This is a genomic window from Ferrovibrio terrae (genome assembly GCF_943371255.1).
Taxonomy (GTDB): domain Bacteria; phylum Pseudomonadota; class Alphaproteobacteria; order Ferrovibrionales; family Ferrovibrionaceae; genus Ferrovibrio; species Ferrovibrio terrae_B.
Genome location: NZ_CALRUC010000064.1, coordinates 1 through 23,595, shown reverse-complemented (window position 1 = coordinate 23,595; position 23,595 = coordinate 1). Strand labels below are relative to the sequence as shown.

The window sequence follows — 23,595 nt, the reverse complement described above, 5'->3', positions numbered from 1 at the left end:
CTGCCGGTCTGTGTTGCCATTGCGCTGTGGCGCGTGCCGGAACCGCCGCTGGCACAGGGCGCGGCGCCGTCCTTCACTGTCGCCGGCCTGCGGGCGGTGTGGCGCAACGGGCCGTTCCGCCGCCTGCTGCTGGCCTGGCTGCTGAATGGCGTCGCCAATGGCCTGCCGGCGACGCTGGTGCTGCTCTATGTCACCCATGTGCTGCAGGCGCCGGCGCTGGCCGGTGCGGTGCTGCTGCTGTATTTCGGCGCCGGCATCGCGGCGGTGCCGCTGTGGCTGAAACTTGCCACGCGACATGGCAAGCATCGGGTCTGGATCGGCGCCATGCTGTGGAACTGTGCGGTGTTTGCCTTTGTGCCGCTGCTCGGCGCCGGCGATGCGGTGGCCTTCTGCATCATTTCGCTGCTCACCGGCATCTGCCTCGGTGCCGATCTGGCGCTGCCGCCGGCCATGCAGGCCGATGTGATCGACCTGGATACCGCGCGCACGCGGCAGCAGCGCGCCGGCTTTTTCTTCGCGCTCTGGGGCATGGCGACCAAGCTGGCGCTGGCCGCCGCTGTGGGCATCGCCTTCCCGCTGCTCGATCTTGCCGGTTTCGCCCCGGGCGCCACCGGCAATGCCGGCCCGGCGCTGTTTGTGCTGGCGGCGCTCTATGCCTGGGCGCCGGTGGGCTTCAAGCTGGCCGCTATCGCGGTGATGTGGCGCTATCCGATCACCGCCGAGCGCCAGCGGCGCTTGCGCGCACGCATCGCCCGCCGCATATAATGCGGCCCGCGTTACTGCAATCTTGAAAAGAGTTTATCATGGCTTCCGCTCCGGTCCGGCTCGGCATCATCGGTTACGGCATCATGGGCGAGCGCCTGCTGCGCGCCGCGCTCAACCATGATCCGGCCGTGCTTACCGTCGCCGGCGTGTGGGATCCGTCCGTCGCGGCGATGGCGCGGCTCAAGGCCGATCTGCCGCAGGTGGTGCAGATTGGTTCGGCTGCCGCGGTGATCGAGGCCTGCGACTGTCTCTACATCGCCTCGCCGCCGGCCTCGCATCTGGCCTATGCGCGCGAAGCCTTTGGCAAAGGCCGCGCGGTGTTCTGCGAAAAGCCGCTGGCCGTCGATGTGGCCGATGCGGAAAAGTTTGTCGCCGAGGCGGCCAAGAGCGGCGGGCGTGGCGGCGTCAATTTCCCGTTCGCGTCTTCCTTTGCGGTCGACCAGCTGCGCGCCTGGATGGCCGAGGGCGTGACGGGGGATGTGCAGCGCATCGATGTCGAGATCGGTTTCATGCAGTGGCCGCGGCCCTGGCAGATGGATGCGGTCAGCTGGCTCGATGCCCGCGCGCAGGGCGGTTTCACCCGCGAGGTCGGCTCGCATTTCCTGTTTCTGGCACGCCGCCTGTTCGGTCCGCTCAGCCTGCAGGGCCACAGCATCGCCTACCCGGAAGCCGAACAGTCCGAACGCAGCATCGCCGTCACGCTGAACGCCGGCAGCCTGCCGGTGAGCATCAGCGGCACGGTGGGCGAAACCGACAAGCCCGACCACAATCTGTTCCGCATCATCGGCCCCAAGGGCAGCATCCGCCTGCGCGACTGGTCGATTGCCGAACGCCAGGACAAGGACGGCAGCTGGCATGAAGCGCCCGATGCGCTGCCGAACGAAAAGATGCGACCGCTGGTGCTGCAGCGCCAGCTCAACAAGGTGGCGGCGCTGACCCATGGCCAGGCCCAGGATCTCGCCACCCTGGCCGAGGCCGCCGAGGTGCAACGCGTGGTCGAGACCATCCTGCGCGGCTGATCCTGCCAGCCATCGCCTGAATCTCCTGAGATTCTGCCATAACCGGGCGCAGCATTGCGCCGGCTGTGACATCCCTCCGGCGCAGTACTGCGCCGGCTGTGACATCGTGGTCACAACTTTCTCCCGGTTTTCTAGCAGCGCGGCGGTGAACTGAATCGCGCACAGGGCGTTTCATTCCCGACTGCACGGCCGGTGCCGTCGACGAGCGTTCCTCCCCCCGCGCGATCGGGACGGCACCGGCCAAAACAAATAGAGGAGGCCGTCATGCTTTACTGGGCCCTGATCTTTTTTGTTCTGGCGCTGATCGCCGGTCTGTTCGGTTTCGGCGGCATTGCCGCTGCCTCGGCCAGCATCGCGCAGATCCTGTTCTTCATCTTCCTGGTGATCTTCGTGGTCAGCCTGATCGCGCATCTGATCACCGGTCGCCGCCCGCCCGCCATCTAGTCGGCACGCCGGACTTCAACTCTTCTTTTCCCTGCAGGTCCTTCCCCCCAACTCGGCGGATGCCTCGGCATCCGCCAAATTTTTTGCACGGCACCCATTTGTCACACCCCCCGCGGGGAACACTCCGCCGCCTGTGGTGTTGGGAAAGGGTCACCATGCGTTGAAGGAGCATAGATATGGCAGAGAATCACACCACGCCGCCGCAGATGCCGCCGTCCAAGGCCGGCAGCCAGCCCGATGAAACCCGGTCGGCTGAAACAGCGGCAGGTGAGACCACATCCGCCCCGCCGCGCGCCGCGCGCGGCTTTGCCGCCATGGACCCGGCGCGGCAGCGCGAGATTGCCCGCAAGGGTGGTCGCGCGGTGCCCGATGAAAAACGCAGCTTCTCGCAGAACCGCGAACTGGCGGCGACAGCCGGGCGCAAGGGTGGCCAGGAAAGCGGCGGCAACTTTGCCAATGATCGCGCCCGCGCCGCCGCGGCCGGTCGCAAGGGCGGCCAGCACTAGCGCCCGCCTGCAGATTGTGTGGACGGATCGCGGCAACCCCGCGGTCCGTCCTTTTTTTGCGACAGCGCCGGTTATCCTCCGCGCGGAATGACGCTTTGAAAAGCCGGGCCGCTGGTTCACTATCGGGGAAAATCCCGGGAAGGAAACCAGCATGTCCCCGCTCCACACATCGGCCGCGCCTCAGTTTGCCTCCACAGCCGATACCGAAGACAAGGTCGTCAGCTTCAGCCAGCTTGGCGAGGGGCTTTATGCCTTCACCGCCCAGGGCGATCCCAATACCGGTGTGATTGTCGGCGATGACGGCGTGATGGTGATCGACACCCAGGCGACGCCGAAGATGGCCGGCCAGGTGATCGAGTATATCCGCAAGGTCACCGACAAGCCGATCAAGTATGTGCTGCTGACGCATTACCACGCCGTGCGCGTGCTCGGCGCCTCGGCCTACCAGCCGCAGCAGATCCTGGCGTCAGACGCCACGCGCAGCCTCATCGTCGAGCGCGGCAAGGAAGACTGGGATTCTGAATATGGCCGCTTCCCGCGCCTGTTCCGCGCGGCTGAAAGCATTCCGGGCCTCACCTGGCCGACCATGACCTTCCCGCAGAAATTCACGCTGTACATGGGCAAGCGCCGCGTCGAGATCATGCATCTGGGTCGCGGCCACACGGCGGGCGACACGGTGGCTTGGGTGCCCGATGCCGGCGTGCTGTTCTCCGGCGACCTGGTCGAATACCACTCGGCCTGCTATTGCGGCGATGCGCATTTCAAGGACTGGCCGAAGACGCTCGACCGGATCGCCGAGTTCAATTCGAAGGCGCTGGTGCCCGGCCGCGGCGATGCGCTGGGCAACCCGAAGGAAGTGAGCGACGGCCTGCAGCTGACCCGCGACTTCCTCACCACGCTGTATGGTTCTGTTTCAGAGAGCGCCGCGAAAGGTCTGCCGCTGAAGGATGCCTTTGACCGCTGCAACGACGCGATGCGGCCCCGGTTTGGCAACTTCGCTATTTTCGACCACTGCCAGCCCTTCAACGTGGCGCGCGCCTATGACGAGGCGCTCGGCCTCGATCACCCGCGCATCTGGACGGCAGAGCGTGACCAGCAGATGTGGGCGAGTTTGAACGGGTGATCAGCGCCGCTGTTGGTACCAGCTGCCGTCCACCAGGCTGAAATACGCCGATGGCGAGATGAAGGATCCAAAGCTGCCGGCGGCGGAAACACCGAAGCGGACATAGTATTCCTTACCGGCTTCGAACATGGCACTGAGCGAGGCGGCGTCTTCAAACATCGGTCGCCGCAGGCTGAGGCGGCGCAGACCGGCCGGCACGCGCCGGATGATGACACCACCGCGTTCGACGGTGCCGATCGGCTGGCCGTCCAGGTAAAAGGCCGGCATATCCATCGCGCTGTACTGGTCCTGCGAGCGATACAGGAAAAGCAGGGCGGAATTGCTCTCGTTCAGTGCCGGATCAACCGCCTCGGGCACCACAGATGCGCATGCTGTGACGAGCAGGGCCAGCGCCGCCATCAGCGCCGGTCTGAACCCCGGTTTGAACCACCGTGTCATGCGTCGATCCCCCATGCTTGGCGAAAAGCCTAGTCCGCTGCCCGCAGGCTTTACAAGGCTGGTGGCTTGCCGTTCCGGCCTGCCTGCGCTAGATGCCGGACATGACCCAGCCCGAGATCAGCCTCTCCGTCCTCGACCAGTCCACCGTTTCCGCCGGCACCCCGGAAGACCAGGCGATCCGCGATACGGTTTCGCTGGCCCAGCATGCCGAGGCGCTGGGCTACCGCCGCTTCTGGATCGCCGAACACCATAATCATGCTTCCATCGCCGGCTCATCGCCCGAGGTACTGCTGGCCGCCTTGGCGATGAAAACCGAACGTATCCGCTTGGGCTCCGCCGGCGTGATGCTGCCGCATTATTCCGCGCTGCATGTGGCCGAGCAGTTCCGCGTGCTGGATGCGCTGGCGCCAGGGCGCATCGATCTGGGTGTCGGCCGCGCGCCGGGCTCCGATGGCCGCACGGCCTATGCGCTCAACCCGCATAACGACGGCGCCGACGATTTCCCCGCCCAGGTCCGCGACCTGCTGCACTGGAGCCATGGCCTCGAGCTGCCCGAGGGCCATCGCTTCCGCAGCGTGACGGCGCATCCGATGTCAGACGCCACCGCGCCGGATCTGTGGATGCTGGGCAGTTCGGATTACGGCGCGCAGCTGGCGGCCCATTTCGGCCTGCCGTATTCATTCGCGCATTTCATCACCGACGGGCGCGGCGCCGGCCAGGCGCTGGAGCTATATCGCCGCGGCTTCAAGCCATCGCCGTTTCTCCAGGCGCCGCAGGCCAATCTCTGCGTCTGGGCGCTGGCGGCCGAGACCGAGGACGAGGCGCGCCACTGGTTCCGCAGCCGGGCGCGCTGGCGCATCGACCGCAACCGCGGCCGGCTCGGGCCGCTGCTGGCGCCCGACGATCTGCCGCCGTTCAGCCCTGAAGAAGAAATCGAGATGGAAAATCTCTGGGTCAGTTCTTATGCCGGCTCGGCCAAACAGGTGGCGGATAAACTGCGCCGGCTGGCGCAGGAGCAGCAGCTGGACGAGATCGTCATCCTGACCTGGACGCACAGCCGCGACGTGAAGCGCCGCAGTTACGAATTGCTGGCGCGCGAATTCGATCTCGCCACTATGGCGGCAGAACCCCGGCGTACGGCCCGCGCCGGCACCTGACTCAATCGCTTAGTCGTTCAGGCGCTCAGCTGCGCTGCTGCCGCATCGCCAGCGTGAAGGCGACGCGCGCCTCGCGCCGGACGACGCGCTCGGCATCGGGCGCCATATAACGCGCGGCGGGCTTGGCGCGGATGAAGGCAACATCGTAATTGCCATTGGTGCCATCATACAGTGAAACTACATAATCATCATTCTCGGCAATCATGGCGGCAGCGTCGACAGTCCAGTCAAGGCTCTGGATATTGGTCTGCATGGGGAGCACTCCTTTTACCCTGATCCGACAGTTCCATTTGCGACACAGTCTGTGGCCGCAATAGGGCAGGACAGGTTTAGGCTGCTTATATAACGTGGTGTTTACAGCGCCGTTCCGTTCGCCATCACAGTTTTGCGGATTCTGATCGATATGGCGCAAAACCGCGACGAATGGCCTCACTGCCAGCAGGGATTGGCGCGGGCCAGCGTGCTCTGCTCCGGCGGCAGGGCCGGCGGCGGCAGGTTCGGCAGGCTCGCGCCGCGCAGCGGCTGCGCCGACAGGCTTGCCAGCGGGCCATGGATGCGCAGCGGAATATCCAGCGCCAGCAGGCCGGTGGTTTTCGGGTCCGAGCGCAGCGTCATTTCCAGCTGTTGCGGTGCCAGCTCAATCTGCCCGGCGCCGCGAATGGTGCCGCCATCGCTGCGCAGCACCAGCGGCGCCAGCAGCAGCGTGCCGTCCTTCAGCGTGGCGGCGCCCAGCAGGCAGCGCAGCGCGGTATCGTCATCGCGGCTGCGGAAGATGGCGCTCAGGTCGGCCGAGGCGGCTTCCACCAGCTTGCGCGCGATGCGGCCCTGCTGCATCGCCAGCACGGCATGGCCGCGCCCGGTTTTCACCGCATCGCCCAGCGTGACGCCAGTGGAAGTCAGGCTGGCGCGGCCATCCACGCTGCCGGTCAGCAGGGCCGCATCGCTGCCCAGTCCAAGCAGCTGCAGCAGGGCGCCGGCATCCACCTGCTCCAGCCGCAAGGTGGTCTGCAGGGTGGCATCCGTCTGTCCGCTACCGGCAGCCAGATGGCCGCTGAGGTTGAGATGCCCGTCACCCAGCGCCGCTGTGGCGCCATGCAGGCGGATATGGCCGGCCGCGACTTCAACGGCGGCAGCCACGCGCTGCAAGCGCCGGCCGTGATGCAGCAATGTCTGGGCGCTGACCTGGATATCGAGATGCGCGGTATCGGCTGCACTGGCCGGGCGCAGCGTGATGCTGCGCCAGTCGCGGCCGTTATCCTTGGGCAGCACCGTGGGCAGATCCAGCCGCGCGAAATCGAGGCGGATCTGCAGCGCATCGGCTTCGCCACGGCCGCCTTCATCCAGCGCGAGGCGGCCATCGAAACGGTTGCCGCCGATATCGCCGCTCATGTTTTCCAGCCGCCAGGCATCGCCGCCGCGACTGAAGCCGCCGCTCAGTTTCACCGGCGCGGTGATGCCGCCCGGCGTATCGAAGATGGCAATCACATCATCCAGCCGGCGCGCCTCCAGTCCCAGGCGGCCTTCGACATCGTCGAAATCCAGCGGGTTGCCGATCACACCCTTGAAATCCAGCCTGGCGCCGGGGGTGACGATGCTGAAGGCGGCATCGAAGGGCCGGGTCGCATCGCGGAAGGCATTGAAGGATGCGGTGGTGGCGGTCAGCTGCGCGTCGGTGTCGTTATAGCCGCCATCGAAGATGATGCTGGCCGGCGCATCCTCGTCACTGGCCTGGATGGCGAGGTCGTCCAGCGGCAGACGCAGCCATTTGCCTGAAGACGTGCGGATGCGCAGCTCGCCCTGGCTGAGGCGGAAATCCAGCAGACTGGGAAACTGCCGGCGGTTTTTCGGCACCAGCACCAGCCGGCCGGTCGCATTGGCGCTGTTGCTGCTGCTGTCGGCATCGTCGCTGCCGAACTCCCAGTTGCCGCGGCCCCGGGCGTCGCGCTCCAGTGCGATGCGCGGCCGCTCCACGCGCAGCTGCCGGTAGATCAGCCTGCCCTGCAGCAGCGCGGCGCGGTCGATGCTGGCGTCCAGCCGTTCGATCGCCACCATGGCGGTGTCGCTACCGCCCGGCATGTTGGCGATGCTGAGATCCTGCAGCGCGATCTGCACCGGCTCCTGCCAGGTGATGCTGAAGGCGCCCAGCGTCACGCGCCGGTCGAGCAGATGGCTGGCGAGATATTCCACTGCCGGGCGCGGCCAGCTCAGCAGCAGCGCCACGCCCAGCACCGCCAGCAGCAGCAGGGCAACACCGGTGATGGCAGCGATCTTGGCAACGCGGATCATCCGGCGCGGGCGTCCTGTGCATGGCTATCGGGCGTGGCAATATGCTCGCGTCGCGGCTCCAGCGCAATCTGGCGCGGCGCGAGCATGGGGTCCATGTGTCGAACGCGCGGGCATGGAAAACATCCCGCAGATCCTGCAGCCAAGCATCGCTGCCGGCGGTGCCGTCGGCGCGTTCAGGCTTTCGGCGCCGGCCGGCTGAATTTGTCAAACGCGCGCTGCACGCGGTCGGGCCGGTGCGGCGGCAGCGGCGGGGGCTCCAGGCCGCGCGGCTTGCCGTCGCGCCAGGCCTGCTCCACCACCGCCGGGGCATGATGCGTATCGAAATGGGCACGCGCCAGCGCCGACTGCCGCGCCAGTTCGGGCCGCGACTGTGCCGCCCGCAATGCCGCCGCCAGGCTGTCATGGTCATGCCAGAACAGCGCGTCTGGATACATCATGTCGGCCACGCCGCTGCCGAACCGCGACAGGTAATTGCGGTGGCACAGCACCGGCGTGCCCGATGCCATCGCCTCGACACCGGCCTTGCTGCCGCCGCCGGGGAAGGAGGTGAGATAGAGATCGACATCCAGCTCGCCCAGCGCCCGGCTCAGGCTCGGCACATTGGCGATATGGCGGAAGCGCGCAGCTGCAATGCCGGCGCGCTGCAGGTTGGCGGCGATCAGGCTGAGGAAATCCGGCGGCAGCGGGCCGATATGCAGATGCTCGCCGTCGCTGCGCGCCAGGATGAAGGGCACCATCTCGGCATAGCGATAGGCATAATCCTGGTCGGTGAACTTGTTGGCGCTGGCGCAGACCGCGGTGCGCAGCGGGCGGTCTTTCAGGAAGCCCTGCGGGTCGCGCGCGCCGGGATCGGGGATGGTGAGCGGGATATACAGCGGGTTCAGCCCCGGCGTGGCACGGCACAGCACATGATGGCAGGCCGGCGTCTCGTCGATATGGCCGGTCACCGCGATGCTGGCGCCCAGGCTGAAGCCGCCATCGGCATGATGGTTGAAATACACCACGCCCGGTTTCAGCAGCGCAATCGCCGCCGGGCCGATCGGATCGTAGGGGTGGTTGAAAATGAAGCTGGCGGCTGGCTTCAGCGCGGCCAGCTGTTCGAACAGCCAGCGCGCGATGGCGTCGTTGCGGCCGCCGGGCGAACGCAGGATGGTATAGTCGATGCCGGCCAGCTGCGCGTCCAGGATCGGCTGCAGTACGGCCGGCGGCACGCGGATGTTCATCTCAGTCAGCAGGATGACATGGCGGCGCTTGGGCTGGCGGCGAATGTAATCCAGCAGCACGCGGCTGTGGCCGCCGAATTCATGGATCGCGGTGGCGACATAGACAATCGGGCCATCGGGATCAGACCCCATTGGCGTCAGGCCAAGCCGTGCGGCCAGCGCCGCGCCGGCCTGCAGGCAGAGTGCATCCAGCCGCGCATCGTTGCCCGGCTCGTAGTCGCCGCGCGAGGTTTCCTTGACCAGGCGATAGGCCGCTTCATGCAGCACGGTCAGCGCATAGTCGATATCGCCTTCCGCCAGTGCTGCCTCGACATCCTGCCGCAGCGCCAGCACGGTGGGATAGAACGGCGCGTTGCCATGCTGCTGCGCCAGGAAGCGACTGCGCCGGCTGGTGCTGCGCAGCTGGGCTATGCCGGGGTTGCCCGGATTGGCCGCCGACAGCGCATCGAGAATCTGGATCGCCGGATCATATTGCTGGGCAGCGAGGTGCAGCTGGGCCAGCGGCATCAGAAGCCGGGCATCCTGGCCGCTCTGCGCATAGGCCTGCTGGGCATAGGCCAGAGCCGCCGCCGCGCCCTCGCGCTGCAGCGTCTGTTTGATCTCGGCCAGCACGGCCTCGAGTGTTACCCCTGTCATGCTTCCCTTCGCCGGCCGCAGCTTCGGCCCGGCTGTCTGAATAAGACGGGAAGTCTAAATAAAATATGACGTTAGCGACAGCGACCCGCTGCCCTTGCTGCTTTATAATTTATTAAACGCTGATCGGTCAGATTGGGCCGCCGGCCAGAACGGCCGGGCATGCAGGAAGGACGCAAGACGATGACGACGCCGGAGCCGGTTCATGCCCATGCGGTGCTGCGGCGCGACAGTGCCGACACCGAGGTCGAGCGCCATGTCGAGGAAATCCGCCGCATCGGCCTTACCATCATCCGCAATGCCTTCACCCGCGCGCAGATGGAAGATGCCCGCGCCCGCCTGCATGAGATCTATGCCCGGCAGGTCGCCGAGGTCGGCGGCGAGGACAATCTGTTCCTGATCAAAGACGCCAATATCGTGCGCACCCCGGTCGCCTATGACGATGCCTTCCTGGCGATCTGCAAGCATCCGCTGGCGCTGGCGGTGGCGCGCGCCTGCTTAGGAAACGCTATCACGCTGTCGGCCCAGGTCGGCATCCTCAACAAGCCCGGCATCACCAATTACGTCAATCACTGGCATCGCGAACTGCAATACCAGCATCTCACCTCCTCGCGCCCGCTGGCGGTGCAGACGCTGGTGGCGGTGGATGACTTCACCTTCGACAACGGCGCCACTTTCTTTTTGCCCGGCACGCATCTGTTCGAGAATTTCCCGTCCGACGATTTCGTGCGCAAATGGGAGGTGCAGTTCGAGGCACCGGCCGGCAGCATCTTCATGTTCGATTCGATGACCTATCATCGCGGCGCGCCCAACCGCACCGACAAGCCGCGGGTGGCGATCAACAACCTCTACACCCTGCCGATCATCGCCCAGCAGATCGATATCGCCAGCATGCTGGGCGGCCGCCATGCCGAGACGGCGGAAGACCGCCAGCTGTTCGGCTACCAGTGGAATCCGCCGCGCAGCGTGCAGGCCTGGCGCCAGCAGAAGATCGACGCCGCGCAGAAGCCGGGCTGAGGCACCTTGAGCCTGGCCGACATCCTCGCTCCCGCGCGCCTGCAACAGGCCGCCCTTACGCGTCGCCGCCTGCGCGACAGCGTGCAGCAGCAGGGCTGCCTGCTGTTTGGCGCCGGCAACAACGGCCGCCAGCTGGCGCGCCGGCTTGCCGACATGCCCGATGCGCCGGCGCTGCATGGATTTATCTCCGATGTCGCCGCCGACCAGGGGCGCGACATCGCCGGCCTGCCGGTGTGGTCGCGCAGCGATGCGTTGGCCAAATTCGGCGCACAGGTTCCTGTCGTCAACTGCGTCTATCGCGCCGATGTCACCATCGGCACGGTGATGCGCGGCCTCAACGACAGCGGCTTTGCCCGCGTGCTGTCGCTGCCCGATCTCTACACCGCCTTCGATACGCTGCCGCCGATCTATGGCTATGGCACGCCGCAGCTGCTGCGCGACAGCACGCCGCAGATCGCCCGCGTCGAGGCCTTGCTGGCCGATGATCTTTCTCGCACGATTTTCCGCGAGCTGGTGAACCAGCGTGTCACGCTGGATTTCACCGCGCCCCGCATGGTCGACCGCGCGATCTATTTCCCCGCCGGCCTGGTCACGCGGCCGCGACTCTGCGCCGATGATGCCACACTGGTCTTTGTCGATTGCGGTGCCTATACCGGTGATACGCTGGAGGCCTTTGCCGCCTGGCATCCCGACAGCCATGCCCATGCCGTGGCGTTCGAGCCCGATCCGGCGTCGTTTGCCAAACTGCAGGCGGCTGCCACGCGCGTGCAGGCCGCCACCGGCATGCAGGTCAGCTGCGTTCAGGCGGCGGCCGGTGCCGCGCCCGGCCGCATCGGCTTCCTGCCGCTCGGCAACGAGGCCTCGCATACCGTGTCGGTCGCCGAGGCCGAGGCCGCCGGCGGCGATACCGTGGCGCTCGACAGCGTCGATCATGCCTTGAGTGAGCGTGGCCTCATGGCCACATACGTGAAATACGATGTCGAGGGCTTCGAGCGCGAGGCGATTGCCGGCACGCACACCGCCATCACCCGCGATGCGACAGCACTCGCCGTCAGCGTCTATCACCGGCCCGATGATCTGTGGGATATTCCGCTGCTGCTGCATGGGCTGCAGCCGCGCTATGACTTCTTCCTGCGCGAACATGGCCCCGACGGGGTCGATACCGTGCTTTACGCGCTGCGGCGCTGATCCATCAATCAGGAACAATCATGCAGGGTGAAGGCTTTCTGGCGATCTGGAGCGATGTCGAATCCGCACAGGAGACCGACTATCTGCACTGGCTGACCCGCGAACACACCACCGAACGGCTCGGTGTCGACGGTTTCCTCGGCGTGCGCGTGTTCCGCGCCATCAGCGACAGCATCAACCGCTTCCTGATCGTCTACGACCTGGAATCGTCGGCGGCGCTGTCCGGCCCGTCTTATCTGGCGCGGCTGAATGCGCCCACCGCCTGGTCGCAGCGCATCATGCCGATCCTGCAGAATTTCGTGCGCGGCGGCGGCCGGCGCGTGCTGTCGCAGGGCATCGGCCGCGGCAGCTATATCGCAGCCCTGCCGTCTGCGGGCGACCTGCCGGATGCCGCCGCCATCCTGGCCGGCCTGCTGGCGCAGGACCGTATCGCGCAGGCGCATCTGCTGGAGACCGACCAGGAAAAAACCGCGATCCAGACCAGCGAGAAAAGCCTGCGCCCGAAAGACAGGTCGTTTGACAGCCTGCTGCTGGTCGAAGGCCTCGACCAGCGGGCGCTGCGCCGCGCGCTCGCCGCCTATCCGGCGCTGCTGCCGGCCGGGCTGACGGCCGATCACGTGCCGCTTTATGCGCAGATCTTTGCGCTCGACCGCCGCGCCGCTATGGTCGGGGCGGGTTAGGGCGGAGCGGGACATGGCGGCCGACAAGGTTCTGGTCCAGGCGGTGCAGGCGCATCAGGCCGGCCAGCTGGACGAAGCGGAAAAGCTCTATCGCAAGGTGCTGCTGCGCCAGCCGCGCAATCCGCTCGCGGCGCAGAATATGGGCGTGCTGCTTTATGGCCGCGGCGAGCTCGACGAAGCCGCCAAGCTGCTGCGGCGCGCCATCAGCATCGATCCGAAAAGCTCCGAGGCCCATAACAATCTGGGCAATGTGCTGCGCAATCAGGGCAAGATCGACGAGGCCATCACCGCCTTCCGCCAGGCGATCAGGCTGCAGCCCAATGAATCCGCCTACAACAACCTGGGCAATATCCTGCGGAGCCGCGGCGAGACGGCCGAGGCCATCGCCTGCTACGAAGCCGCGATCCGCATCCGCCCGGAGTACCTGCATTCGCACTACCATCTCGGCATCGCCTATCGCGAACTGGGCCGGCTGGACGAGGCGATGGCCAGTCATGAGCGGGCCGTCGCGCTCAATCCGCGCTTCTACCAGGGCATGACCCATATCGGCGTCTGCCTGTTCGAACTCGGCCGCTATGCCGAGTCCGTCGCCTGGCATCGCCGGGCGCTGGAGGTGGCGCCCCATATCGCCGAGGCCCACAACAATCTCGGCAATGCGCTCAAGTCGATGGACGACATGGCCGGCGCCGAGGCAGCCTATCGCATGGCGCTGCAGGTCAAGCCCGATTTCACCAGCGCGCGGCTCAATCTCGGCACGCTGCTGGTCCTGCTCGATCGCCGCGACGAAGCCATCGCGCAGTTCGAGGCGGTGGCCGCGCAGCTACCCGATCATCCGGTGGTCTGGGCCAAGCTGTCCTATGAAAAGCGCGTGATCTGCGACTGGCGCGATTTCGACGAAAGCGTGGATGGCAAGGTGCGCCGCTTCGTGCGCCAGGGCCCGACGGAAATCACGCCCTTTGCGCTGCTCACGCTGGCATCGACGCCGGAGGAGCAGCTGCTCTGTGCTGCCGCCTATGCCGCCCGCATCAGCAAGAGTGCCGTGGCGCTGCCGCCGCGCGCGCCGCAGCGCCGCGATAAAATCCGGCTCGGTTATCTCTCGGCGGATTTTCACCCGCATGCCACCGCCTATCTGATGGCCGAACTGTTCGAGCGCCACGACCGCAGCCGCTTCGAGACCTTCGCCTATTCCATCGGGCCTGACTCCGATACCGAGATCCGCCGCCGCCTGGTCGCCGGCTTCGACCATTTCACCGATCTCAAGCCGCTCGCCCATGATGCGGCGGCGCAGGAGATCTACAACGACCAGATCGATATCTTGGTCGATCTCAAGGGCTATACCCAGAATGCGCGGGCCGAGATTCTGGCACGCCGCCCGGCGCCGCTGCAGGTCAATTACATCGGCTATCCCGGCACCATGGGCGCCGGCTTCATCGACTATGTGATCGCCGACCGCTTCATCATTCCGCCAGAACAGCATCGCTTTTTCACCGAGAAGGTGGTGGCGCTGCCGCATTGCTACCAGCCCAACGATACCCAGCGCGCCATCGGCAGCTGGGCGCCGTCGCGCACTGAATGCGGCCTGCCCGAGCAGGGCTTTGTCTTCTGCAGCTTCAACGGCAGCTACAAGCTGACGCCGCGCATCTTCGATCTCTGGATGCGCCTGCTCGCCCAGGTGCCGGACAGCGTGCTGTGGCTGCTGGAGGGCGCGCCGGGCTCGACGCAGAATCTGCGCCGCGAGGTGCAGGCGCACGGCATCGATCCTGCGCGTCTGGTCTTCGCGCCGCCGCTGGCGCTGCCCGATCACTTGGCCCGGCAGGCGCTCGCCGATCTGTTCCTCGATACGCTGCCGGTCAATGCGCATACCACGGCGTCCGATGCGCTCTGGGCCGGCCTGCCGGTGCTCACCTGTGCGGGCGATACCTTCATCAGCCGCGTGGCCGGCAGCCTGCTCACCGCCATCGGCCTGCCCGAGCTGATCACCACCAGCCTGGCTGATTACGAAGCGCTGGCGCTCAGCCTGGCGCGCGATCCGGCACGCATTGCCGCGTTCAAGCAGCATCTGCAGGCGCAGCGCCTCACCGCGCCGCTGTTCGATATCGCGCGGCTGACGCGCAATCTTGAATCGGCCTATGCACAGATGTGGGAAACCCACCTGGCCGGCCAGCCGCCGGCCGCGTTCGATGTGGTGGAGCGGTGATCGCGGTCAGTCGGCCTTGGGTGTCCAGTTCAGCGCGGTGACCAGGGTCTGCACCAGACCGATGGCGCCGGAGATCGGCTGGAAGGCCGAAGCCGCACCGGCATCAACATAGATCTGGACATGCGAGTTGCTGGCCAGCGGGCTGGTGGGGCCGTCGGTGACGACGAGCACCTTGCGGCCGCTGACATAGGCATCCAGCACGACATCAACCACCGGCCTTGAATAGGGCGGGAAGGCGATGGCGACCAGGATGTCGTCGGGGCCGATGGTGGCGATCTGGGGACCGGCCATGCCACCGGCAAAATCCAGCAGGCTGCTGGCGCGTTCGGAACGCGTCAGGGCGTAAGCGAGATAGGCGGCGATCGGACGCGAGCGGCGCAGGCCGGCGATATAGACATGCCGGGCCTGGCGCAGCATGTCGACGGCCTTGACCAGGCTGTCGGTATCGCAATGCGTCAGCAGATCGTTCAGCGCGGCCACATGCGCCGCGACGCAGGTCTGCAGCAGGTCGCGCACATTCAGCGGTCCCGGACGCGCGGTCTCTTCGGAATAGACGCGCTCGCGCACCGTCGGCTCGCCCTCGATCAGGCGTTGCCGGAACACGCGCTGCAGATCGGAGAAACCGGAATAGCCCAGTTCCTTGGCGAAGCGGATCAGGGTCGAGGGCTGAATTTCCAGATCGGCGGCGATCTTCGCGGTGGTGTTCAGCGCGAATCCATTCGGCTCTTCCAAAGACGCCCGGGCGATCCGCTGCAGATGCGGGCTGAGCGTGGCGAAGCGGTCGCGGATGCGCTGGCGCAGGCCGTCGAAGGTCTCGGCTCCGGGTGATGCTACCAGGTCATCGACTGAAATCGGGGAGGCGTTAGAAGCAGGCTGATCGCTCATGTCCTAGCCTTTACAGCATTTTAGCCCGGGATTCCATCATTGAACGGAATATTCAATTCCATAGAAAAAATATTCATTGACGTAAATAGAATTTTTGTTCAGTTTCCCTGAACCGGCGTTCGATGGTTCAGGGGACGCCACAGATCAGGCCCGTAAAGAGCGCCAACCAGGGAGAAAACAACATGGCTCAGTCCAAGATTAGCCGTCGTCGGCTACTGACCACGGCAGCGGCCGCCACGGGCGGTATGGCCTTTATGGGGCCGTGGATGCACACGCGCGTCTATGCGCAGGCCACGGCCAAGCCGATCAGGATCGGCATTACCTCTGATGCCAGCGGCCAGTATGCCAATTCCGGCGCCGAAGATCGGCGCGGCATGATGATGGCGATCGCCGAGGCCAACGCCAAGGGTGGCGTGCTCGGCCGCAAGATCGAAACCTTCCATCTGGATACCGAGACCACGCCGGCCACCGGCAGCCGCGTCGCCGAGCGCATGATCACCCGCGAGAATTGCGGCTTCCTGGTCGGCGCCATCCATTCCGGTGTCGCCAATGCGATCAGCCAGGTGGCGCAGAAATACGGCGTCATCTACCTCAACACCAATTCGAGCGCGCCGTCGGAAGCCGGACAGAACTGCCATCGCGTTAAGTTCGTCTTCGATGCCAACGGCTCCAACTTCGCCAAGGCCGCCGTGCAGGCCTCGATCGAGAAGTTCGGCAAGAAGTGGGTGCTGCTGACCAACGATTATGTCTGGGGACACTCGACTGCCGCGGCCACCAAGGCGCTGCTCAAGCAGTTCGGCGGAGAAATGATCGAGGAAATCCTGGTGCCGCAGGGCACCCGCGATTTCTCCTCGCAGCTGCTGAAAATCCAGCAGCTCAAGCCGGGCGCCGTCGCCGCGGCGATTGGCGGCGACGACCAGAAGGCGATGCGCCAGCAGATCGCGCAGCTTGGCATGGGTGACAAGACCGCCTGGATCAATAACCAGCAGGACTGGCCGGATGTCTACGGCCTGCCGCTCGACAACCTGTTCGGCGTGTTCGGCACCACCTGGTATTACAATCTCGATCTGCCCGGCGTGGCCGACTTCGTGAAGCGCTACAAGACCATGTTCCCGGATACCGCGATCAAGGTGCCCGGCAACGTGTTCTACAACGGCTACTGGGCGGTGCGCGAACTGCTCGGTGCCATCGAGCGTGCCGGCTCCACCAACAACATCAAGGTCATCAAGGCGCTGGAGGGCCACAAGATGCCGGCGCGCGACCGCATGCAGCACCATGACGCCTGGATCGATCCGGTGACGCACCAGGTGCAGCAGTCCATCTATCTGGCCACCGCCAATGTCGGCACCAAGGATCCGGACGACATGTTCAAGATCCTCGGCAACACCTCGCCGCAAGAGGCGCTGGATCCGGATGCGAGCGGCGCCTGCAAGCTGGAATCCTACGAGTCCACACCGACATTCGATGCGTAACCCTGAAACTGCGGGCGGCCAGCGCGCCGCCCGCTCTTTTTTGCCACCGTCGCAACACCGATTCACATGACCAGTCTTGTTCCGCATGTCGTCAACGGGCTTACGCTTGGCCTGCTGTTTGCCCTGATTGCCCTGGGCTTCACCCTGATTGTGGGCGTGATGGAGGTGATCAACCTCGCGCATGGCTCGCTCTTCACGCTTGGCGCCTACCTGGCCCTCTCGACCATTGGCGCCGGCTGGTTTTCCGGCACGCCGTTCGGCATCTGGTGGCTCGACCTGCCGATGGCCAGCCGGTACTTCATCGGTCTGGCACTGGGCCCGGTGCTGGCCGGTGCCGCGGGCATGCTGCTCGAACTCTGTCTGCGCCCGACCTATGGCAAGGCACCGCTGTATGGCCTGCTGCTCACCTTCGGGGCCGCCATTGTCGTCGAAGAGGCGATCCGGCTGATCTGGGGCACCGGCGAGCAGAACATGCCGGTGCCGCAGATGATCAGCGGCGCCTTCCTGATGGGCGGGCTGATTTTCTCGACCTACAAATTCTACGCCGCCGGCTTTGCCATTGTCGCCATCCTGATGGTCTGGCTCTTTCTGGAGCGCACGCCCTATGGCGCAATCATCAAGGCCGGCGCGCATGACAGCGAGATGGTCCGGGCGCTGGGCTACGACCTGGCTCGCCTGCGCCTGATCGTTTTCGGCTTCGGTTCGGCGCTCGCCGGCATCGCCGGCATGGTGATGGCGCCGATCTGGGGCCTGCGCCCGCATCTGGGCATCGATGTCGTCATCCCGGCCTTCCTCATCATCGTGATCGGCGGTGTCGGCAGCTTCTGGGGTGCTGTCGCCGCCGCCCTTCTTGTGGGAATGGCGACCGGCATCACCGGTGCCTATGCGCCTGCCTGGTCGCTGATGTCGATGTATATCCTGTTGATCGCGATCGTCGGATTCCGTGCGCGCGGCCTGCTGGGACGCCGCAGTGCGCTGGAGAACTGAATCGATGATCACGCTTTCCGATATTCCGGCCCGCGGCGGCACGCCCTTCACGCTGCCAATGGCCCTCTTTGTCGCCATCCTGGCGACCGCACCCTTCTGGCTGCAATGGGTGGGGCTCTATCAGTATCTCGGCGTCGAGATCGCCATCTGGATTCTGTTCGCCATGGGCTTCAACCTGCTGTTTGGCTATACCGGCCTGCATTCCTTCGGCCATGGCGCCTATCTCGGCATCGGCGCCTATGGCTTTGGCCTGTTCCAGCATGGCGTGGCAGTCAGCCTGTGGGGCGGTCTGCTGGCGGCCATCCTCGCGGCGACCGTGGCCGGCGCCATCGTTGGTGCATTCCTGTCGCACCGCCGCGGCATCTACTACGCGCTGCTCACCATCGGCTTCGGCCAGGTCTTCTGGTTCACCGCCATGAAGCTGCACTGGCTGACCGGCGGCGAGGATGGCCTGCTGAATATTCCGCGGCCCGATCTCGTCATCGGTCCGTGGCGTGTCAACCTCAATGACAATGCGGCCTTCTACTGGTTCGTGGCCGGCATCACGGCCGTGGCGGTGGTGCTGATGTGGCGCGTCGTCAATGCGCCGGTCGGACGCATCCTGCAGGCGATCCGGCAGAATGAAACGCGTGCCCGCTTCGTGGGCTATGATGTCTGGCGCTGGAAATGGCTGGCCTTCACCGTGTCGGCGGCGTTCGCCGGACTGGCCGGCGGGCTCTTCGCCATGGCGCAGCAGAGTGCCTATCCCGATGTGATGAGCCTGCATCAATCCGGCGTCATCGTGATGATGGTGCTGGTGGGCGGCGGGCTGGTCAGCTTCTGGGGGCCGGTGCTGGGCGTGATCCTCTATTTCATCGCCCGCGATGTGCTGGGCGGCCTGACTGAGGCCTGGCTGCTCTGGTACGGCCTGATCTTCGTCGTCATGGTCATGGTGCGGCCCGAAGGCCTGGCCGGCCTGATCCACACCATGGCTCGCCGTGCGCCGCCCGCTGTTGCGCCTGCTGCCAAACCGGAGACGGTGTGATGGCACTGTTTCAGGCCCAGGGTATCCAGAAGCGGTTCGGCGCCCGCGTGGTGCTGGAGAATATCTCGCTGTCGATTGAAGCCGGCACCGTGCACGGCATCATGGGGCCCAATGGCGCCGGCAAGACCACCTGCTTCCATGTGCTGACCGGGCATCATGCGCCCGATGCCGGCCATATTCATTTCGACGGGCGGAATATCACCGGGCTCAAGCCGCATATCATTGCGCGTCTGGGAGTCTCGCGATCCTTCCAGCTGATGAACCTGTTCGACGACGCGGTGGTCATCGAGAATGTGATGCTGGCGCTGCCGGCATTCCGCGCGATTGGCAGCAGCCCGTTTCGCGCCACCTTCGGCGATGCCCGGCTCACCAAGGCCGCGCTGGCGGTTCTGGATCAGGTCGGCCTTGCCGACCGCGCCTGGAACAAGGCGAAGGATCTGAGCTACGGCGAGCGCCGCGCCCTGGAAATCGCCGTCGCGCTCGCTGCCGCGCCGCGCATCCTGTTTCTGGATGAGCCCACGGCCGGTCTGGGCGCCAAGGGCACGCAGGCGCTGGCGCAACTGATCCGCCAGCTGCGCCGGCATTACACCATCTGCCTGATCGAGCATGATATGCGGTTCCTGTTCGAGCTGGCAGACCGGATTTCGGTCATCCATTGGGGCCAGGTCATTGCCGAGGGCACGCCGGCCGCGCTCAAGGCCAATAAATGGGTCGCCCGTTCAGCTCTGGGAGCAGTGGCCTGATGCTCAGCGTATCCGGGATTGAAACCTTCTATGGCGAGACGCAGGCGCTGTTCGGCGTTTCGCTGGAGATCGGACCGGGTGAGGTCGTTGCCCTGCTCGGCCCCAATGGTGCGGGCAAGACCACGACGATCCGGTCCATCCTCGGCCTGTCGCCGCCGCGGCGCGGCCAGATCCGCTTCGATGATCATGACATCACCCATATGCCGACCCATCGCATCTCGCGTTTAGGGATTTCCTGGGTGCCCGATGACCGCCGCGTCTTTCCGACGCTGACCGGTGCCCGCAACCTGCGCCTGGGCACGCGCCGCACCCGGTTTCGGTCCTGGTGCCAGGACGAGATGTTCGGAATCTTCTCGGCGCTGGAACACCTGATGCGCCGGGAATGCGAGAACATGTCGGGCGGCGAGATGCAGATGGTCGCCATCTCGCGCGCGCTGCTGGCTTCGCCCGGACTGGTGCTGTTTGACGAGCCCAGCCAGGGCCTGGCGCCGAACATCGTCCAGGGCGTGATGCGGACCATCAAGCGGCTCAGGGACGAAGGCATCTCTGTGCTGGTGGTCGAACAGAATGCCCTGGCGGCGCTGGAGGTGTCGGACCGCACCTATGTGATGGATCGCGGCCGCGTCGAATACGAAGGCCGCGCCCAGGATCTGCTGGACAATCCGGTGCTGCGCCAGCGCCTGATCGGAGTGTGAGCATGACCGCGATGCTGGACGTCAAGTCGCTCGAGAAAATCTACCGCCGCAGCCGTTTCGACCGCACGCCGACTTTCCGGCTGACGGCCGATTTCACGATCGAACGCCCGTCCATCGTCGGGATGATGGGACCGAACGGCTCGGGCAAGACCACCTTGTTCGAACTGGTGACGGGATCGAATGCACCCACCGCGGGCGAGGTCCGGGTGATGGGCCGCAACATTCATCGCGTCCGCACCGACCAGCGCGACCGGCTGGCCATCCACTACCACCAGTCCTATCAGGTCCGTCATTTCCGCTCCTGGATGCCGAATGCGGTGCTGGAAGCTGCCGGCTCAGACTACCCGATGGTGCATCTGTTCGATGAGCCGCAGTTCAACACGCAGGATGGCTATATCGGCTTCATGCTCGATTTTTTCCGCCGCCTGCGGTCGGAAGGCCGGCTGGTCTTTCTCTGCGTTCACCCGAACGAGAAATTCCATCTCGAAATCCTGCAGGAAATCTGCGAGCAGTTCATCTTCGTGCAGAAGGGCGCGGTAACGCCCCTTCCGGATTACGATGCGCTGCTGGCCTTTGAGCCGGCGCGCGCCTATCTGGGCGGCCTGCTGGCGGACCGTGCCGCGTGAGTGCGTTCCGGTCAAATGCCTATGGCGTCCCGGTTGCTCCAGACGCCATTCGTGCGGATTTCCCGGGCTTCACCTTTGACACCTATATCGATCCGCCCGGGCAGGTCTGGGCGGATTTCGTGCACGGCAGCGATGAATTCGTGGTCGTCGCCGTCGGGCAGGTCGAGATCGAGGTCGGGAGCGAGCGCAGCCTCTGCAAGCCCGGTGACCTGGTGCGGATTCCCGCCGGTGTTCGCCATAGTCTTCGCACCACAAACGATTCAGGCAGTGTCTGGCATTATGGATACGGAAAGTTCGAAAACAGCCATGGCTGAACGCAAGCTGCGCGTCGCGCTCATCGGCTGCGGCCTGATCAGCCTGTATCACCTGCGCGCCTGGACGGCGGCGGGTGCCGAGATCGTGGCGGTCTGCGACACCGACCGCGCCAAGGCGGAAACGCGCGCGCGGGAGTTCGGTGTTTCACGTGTCTACGGCAATGCCATCGACATGTTCACCCATGGTGGCTTCGATGTCGTGGATATCGCGGCATCGGTTGGCGCCCATGCCCCGATGGCGCGGCTGGCCGCCGATTCCGGTGTCCATATCATGGTGCAGAAGCCGATGTGTGCCACGGTGGCCGAAGCGCGCGGCGTGGTCGCAGACGTGGGTGACCGCGTGCGGTTCATGGTGCATGAGAATTACCGGTTCCGGCCGCATTACATGACGGTCCGGCGCTGGGTCGATGAAGGCCGCATCGGCAGGATCCGGCATGTGGCGATTTCCTGCCGCGGCTCGGGGCTTTGCGACCGCGAGGGGGCGGTGCCGTTCCTGATCGAGCGGCAGCCATACCTGAAGTGGTTTCCGCGCAATCTCGTGTTTGAAACCATGATCCACCATCTCGATATTCTGCTCTGCCTGGTCGGGCCGCTGCGGGTGGTCGCCGCGCGGCTGGGGCGTCTGGCCGAGGGTCTGCCCGGCGAGGATACGGCCGCCATCCTGATGGAAGGCGAGAACGGCCTGATCGCCACGGCCGATGGCAGCCTCTGCGCGCCCGGCTATCCGCAGCTGCATGGCGACCGGCTCGAGGTTATCGGCACGCAAGGCACCATTGTGATGGAGCTGAACCGCATCTTCATCGTCGGCCGTGAAGCGGAGACCGTCGAGGAGGTCGACCTGACCGGCCGGTACCAGGAATGCTTCGACACGGCCATCCGGTCCTTCATCACCGGCCTCAGGGATGGCACGCCGTTTGAAACCGACCGGCTCGACAATCTGAAGACGCTGGAACTGATGGAAAGTGTTTACCGTGCCGCCGGCGTGGAGGTCGACCAATGAATGTTCAAACCGAAAGTCTCACGCCGGTGATCGACCTGGCACAGGTGGACAGCCTCTTCAGCATTCGGGGCCTGCGCGTCTTCATTCCGGGCGGCTATGGCGCCATCGGTGAAGCCATCGCCGTTGCCATGGCCAGGCTGGGCGCCGAGATTTGTGTCGCCGGGCCCAGCCTGGACAAGGCCGAGGCCCTGGCCGAACGCGTTGTCGCCACCGGCGGCAAGGCCCATGGCCTTGCGCTGGATGCCCGCGAGGAGCAATCCATCTTCGCCGCCACCGCAGAGGCGATCAAACGGATGGGCGGTGTTGACGTCCTGGTCAACTGCGTCGGCATCCAGCGCGAGCAGACCATCCTCGAGGTCACGCCGGAGACCTTCGACGAGGTCTATGCGACCAACCTGCGGTCGGCGATGTTTCTGGCGCAGGCGGCGGCGCGCGACCAGATCGCGCGCGGCCAGGGCGGTCGCCAGATCCATCTCTTGTCGGTCCGCTCGCAGCTGGCCCTGCGCGGGCGCGGCTATTCCGCTTACTGCGCCACCAAGGGCGCCCTGGTCATGCTGGTGAAACAGCATGCGATGGAACTGGCGCCGCACAACATCACGGTCAACGGCGTGGCGCCGACCTTCATCCAGTCGGACCGCATCCGGCCGCATCTCGACCGGCCGGCGTTCAAGAATTTCATCCTGGAACGCAATCCGCTCGGCCGCATTGGCGAGCCCATCGAAGTCGTTGGCCAGATCATCACCTTTGCCGCCGCGGCCGGCAGCTACATGACCGGCCAGGTCGTCTACATCGACGGCGGCGTCACCGCATCGCAGTAAGAACATACTCCAAGAGGATTCAAAGCATGACCGTGGACCAGCCTCGCGCGCTGATTGGTGGCGCCTTCCGCAACAAGACCGATAATGAATCGCTGCCGGTGGTCGATCCCTGCACCGAAGAGGTGCTCTGGCTGCAGCCGGCCTGCGGTCCGGCCGAAGTGGCCGAGGCGCTGGGTCATGCCCGCGCCGCCCTGCCGACATGGTCAGCGGTGCATGGCTGGGAGCGCGGCAAGATCCTGCGCCGCATCGCCCGCGAGATGGAAGCGCGCAAGGGCGCCATCGCCCGCGCCCTGTCGATGGAAATCGGCCGGCCGATTTCGCAGTCTGAAGGCGAGGTCAACGCGGCCATCGAACA

General features: G+C 65.5%; 25 protein-coding genes. 20 read left to right on the top strand and 5 right to left on the bottom strand.

The genetic code is table 11. From position 1 onward, the window contains the following. From AAG799_RS14125 to AAG799_RS14105, 5 genes are all read left to right on the top strand, one after another. A partial coding sequence (locus AAG799_RS14125; RefSeq protein WP_341896952.1) for an MFS transporter occupies positions 1-765 on the top strand: 765 nt, incomplete at its 5' end. Positions 766-803: 38 nt separating this feature from the next. Further along, entirely contained in the window at positions 804-1,784 is a 981-nt protein-coding gene (locus tag AAG799_RS14120) for a Gfo/Idh/MocA family oxidoreductase (protein WP_341896950.1), read from the top strand. 264 nt (positions 1,785-2,048) lie between these two features. Next, positions 2,049-2,228 carry a DUF1328 domain-containing protein gene (locus tag AAG799_RS14115; RefSeq protein WP_341896948.1) on the top strand — a complete coding sequence of 60 codons (180 nt, stop codon included), beginning with the start codon at positions 2,049-2,051 and terminating at the stop codon, positions 2,226-2,228. A gap of 176 nt (positions 2,229-2,404) precedes the next feature. Then, positions 2,405-2,734: a general stress protein gene (locus tag AAG799_RS14110; protein WP_341896946.1), complete on the top strand. Its 330-nt coding sequence runs from the start codon at positions 2,405-2,407 to the stop codon at positions 2,732-2,734. A gap of 151 nt (positions 2,735-2,885) precedes the next feature. Further along, a complete protein-coding gene (locus tag AAG799_RS14105; protein WP_341896944.1) occupies positions 2,886-3,857 on the top strand; it encodes an MBL fold metallo-hydrolase in 972 nt (323 codons plus the stop codon). On the opposite strand, the gene AAG799_RS14100 is transcribed toward AAG799_RS14105, so the two are convergent. Further along, positions 3,858-4,256, bottom strand: a complete 399-nt coding sequence (locus AAG799_RS14100; protein WP_341896942.1) for a DUF2846 domain-containing protein — start codon at positions 4,254-4,256, stop codon at positions 3,858-3,860. It lies immediately after the preceding gene. Between the two features lie 140 nt (positions 4,257-4,396). Between AAG799_RS14100 and AAG799_RS14095 the strand changes: the two genes are divergently transcribed. Beyond that, positions 4,397-5,452 carry an LLM class flavin-dependent oxidoreductase gene (locus AAG799_RS14095; RefSeq protein WP_341896940.1) on the top strand — a complete coding sequence of 352 codons (1,056 nt, stop codon included), beginning with the start codon at positions 4,397-4,399 and terminating at the stop codon, positions 5,450-5,452. 25 nt (positions 5,453-5,477) lie between these two features. On the opposite strand, the gene AAG799_RS14090 is transcribed toward AAG799_RS14095, so the two are convergent. From AAG799_RS14090 to AAG799_RS14080, 3 genes are all read right to left on the bottom strand, one after another. Then, positions 5,478-5,705 carry a hypothetical protein gene (locus AAG799_RS14090; protein WP_341896938.1) on the bottom strand — a complete coding sequence of 76 codons (228 nt, stop codon included), beginning with the start codon at positions 5,703-5,705 and terminating at the stop codon, positions 5,478-5,480. 176 nt (positions 5,706-5,881) lie between these two features. Continuing rightward, positions 5,882-7,738, bottom strand: a complete 1,857-nt coding sequence (locus AAG799_RS14085; protein WP_341896936.1) for an AsmA-like C-terminal region-containing protein — start codon at positions 7,736-7,738, stop codon at positions 5,882-5,884. Positions 7,739-7,911: 173 nt separating this feature from the next. Continuing rightward, positions 7,912-9,597 (bottom strand): tetratricopeptide repeat protein, encoded by a 1,686-nt coding sequence (locus tag AAG799_RS14080; RefSeq protein ID WP_341896934.1) that lies wholly within the window; start codon positions 9,595-9,597, stop codon positions 7,912-7,914. A gap of 180 nt (positions 9,598-9,777) precedes the next feature. Between AAG799_RS14080 and AAG799_RS14075 the strand changes: the two genes are divergently transcribed. The 4 genes from AAG799_RS14075 to AAG799_RS14060 are packed head-to-tail and all read left to right on the top strand — an operon-like array spanning position 9,778 to position 14,676. Then, positions 9,778-10,611: a phytanoyl-CoA dioxygenase family protein gene (locus tag AAG799_RS14075; protein WP_341896932.1), complete on the top strand. Its 834-nt coding sequence runs from the start codon at positions 9,778-9,780 to the stop codon at positions 10,609-10,611. Between the two features lie 6 nt (positions 10,612-10,617). Next, positions 10,618-11,799: an FkbM family methyltransferase gene (locus AAG799_RS14070; protein ID WP_341896930.1), complete on the top strand. Its 1,182-nt coding sequence runs from the start codon at positions 10,618-10,620 to the stop codon at positions 11,797-11,799. Between the two features lie 20 nt (positions 11,800-11,819). Continuing rightward, a complete protein-coding gene (locus AAG799_RS14065; RefSeq protein ID WP_341896928.1) occupies positions 11,820-12,479 on the top strand; it encodes a hypothetical protein in 660 nt (219 codons plus the stop codon). A 13-nt stretch (positions 12,480-12,492) separates the two neighbouring features. Continuing rightward, the gene (locus tag AAG799_RS14060; RefSeq protein ID WP_341896926.1) at positions 12,493-14,676 is read left to right on the top strand and encodes a tetratricopeptide repeat protein; all 2,184 of its coding nucleotides are present in this window, start codon (positions 12,493-12,495) and stop codon (positions 14,674-14,676) included. A 6-nt stretch (positions 14,677-14,682) separates the two neighbouring features. Here the strand turns inward: AAG799_RS14060 and AAG799_RS14055 are convergent, their stop codons facing one another. Further along, positions 14,683-15,561 (bottom strand): MurR/RpiR family transcriptional regulator, encoded by an 879-nt coding sequence (locus AAG799_RS14055; protein WP_341896924.1) that lies wholly within the window; start codon positions 15,559-15,561, stop codon positions 14,683-14,685. 182 nt (positions 15,562-15,743) lie between these two features. On the opposite strand from AAG799_RS14055, the gene AAG799_RS14050 reads away from it, so the two are divergent. The 10 genes from AAG799_RS14050 to AAG799_RS14005 form a co-directional block, all read left to right on the top strand. After that, the gene (locus tag AAG799_RS14050; protein WP_341896922.1) at positions 15,744-17,033 is read left to right on the top strand and encodes an ABC transporter substrate-binding protein; all 1,290 of its coding nucleotides are present in this window, start codon (positions 15,744-15,746) and stop codon (positions 17,031-17,033) included. A gap of 66 nt (positions 17,034-17,099) precedes the next feature. Continuing rightward, positions 17,100-18,020, top strand: coding sequence for a branched-chain amino acid ABC transporter permease (locus AAG799_RS14045; RefSeq protein WP_341896920.1), 921 nt, complete (start codon positions 17,100-17,102; stop codon positions 18,018-18,020). A gap of 4 nt (positions 18,021-18,024) precedes the next feature. Beyond that, positions 18,025-19,044: a branched-chain amino acid ABC transporter permease gene (locus tag AAG799_RS14040; protein WP_341896919.1), complete on the top strand. Its 1,020-nt coding sequence runs from the start codon at positions 18,025-18,027 to the stop codon at positions 19,042-19,044. Beyond that, positions 19,044-19,787: an ABC transporter ATP-binding protein gene (locus AAG799_RS14035; RefSeq protein WP_341896917.1), complete on the top strand. Its 744-nt coding sequence runs from the start codon at positions 19,044-19,046 to the stop codon at positions 19,785-19,787. The genes AAG799_RS14040 and AAG799_RS14035 overlap by 1 nt, the downstream gene beginning before the upstream one ends. After that, positions 19,787-20,482: an ABC transporter ATP-binding protein gene (locus tag AAG799_RS14030; protein ID WP_341896915.1), complete on the top strand. Its 696-nt coding sequence runs from the start codon at positions 19,787-19,789 to the stop codon at positions 20,480-20,482. The genes AAG799_RS14035 and AAG799_RS14030 overlap by 1 nt, the downstream gene beginning before the upstream one ends. 2 nt (positions 20,483-20,484) lie before the next feature. Then, a complete protein-coding gene (locus AAG799_RS14025) occupies positions 20,485-21,108 on the top strand; it encodes an ATP-binding cassette domain-containing protein (protein ID WP_341896913.1) in 624 nt (207 codons plus the stop codon). Beyond that, a complete protein-coding gene (locus AAG799_RS14020; RefSeq protein WP_341896911.1) occupies positions 21,105-21,422 on the top strand; it encodes a cupin domain-containing protein in 318 nt (105 codons plus the stop codon). The genes AAG799_RS14025 and AAG799_RS14020 overlap by 4 nt, the downstream gene beginning before the upstream one ends. After that, positions 21,415-22,422 carry a Gfo/Idh/MocA family oxidoreductase gene (locus AAG799_RS14015; RefSeq protein WP_341896909.1) on the top strand — a complete coding sequence of 336 codons (1,008 nt, stop codon included), beginning with the start codon at positions 21,415-21,417 and terminating at the stop codon, positions 22,420-22,422. Before AAG799_RS14020 ends, AAG799_RS14015 begins: the two co-directional genes overlap by 8 nt. Then, complete coding sequence (locus AAG799_RS14010) at positions 22,419-23,240, top strand: SDR family oxidoreductase (RefSeq protein WP_341896908.1); 822 nt, start codon at positions 22,419-22,421, stop codon at positions 23,238-23,240. Before AAG799_RS14015 ends, AAG799_RS14010 begins: the two co-directional genes overlap by 4 nt. 26 nt (positions 23,241-23,266) lie before the next feature. Further along, positions 23,267-23,595: aldehyde dehydrogenase family protein (locus AAG799_RS14005; protein WP_341896906.1), on the top strand; the 329-nt coding region annotated here is incomplete at its 3' end.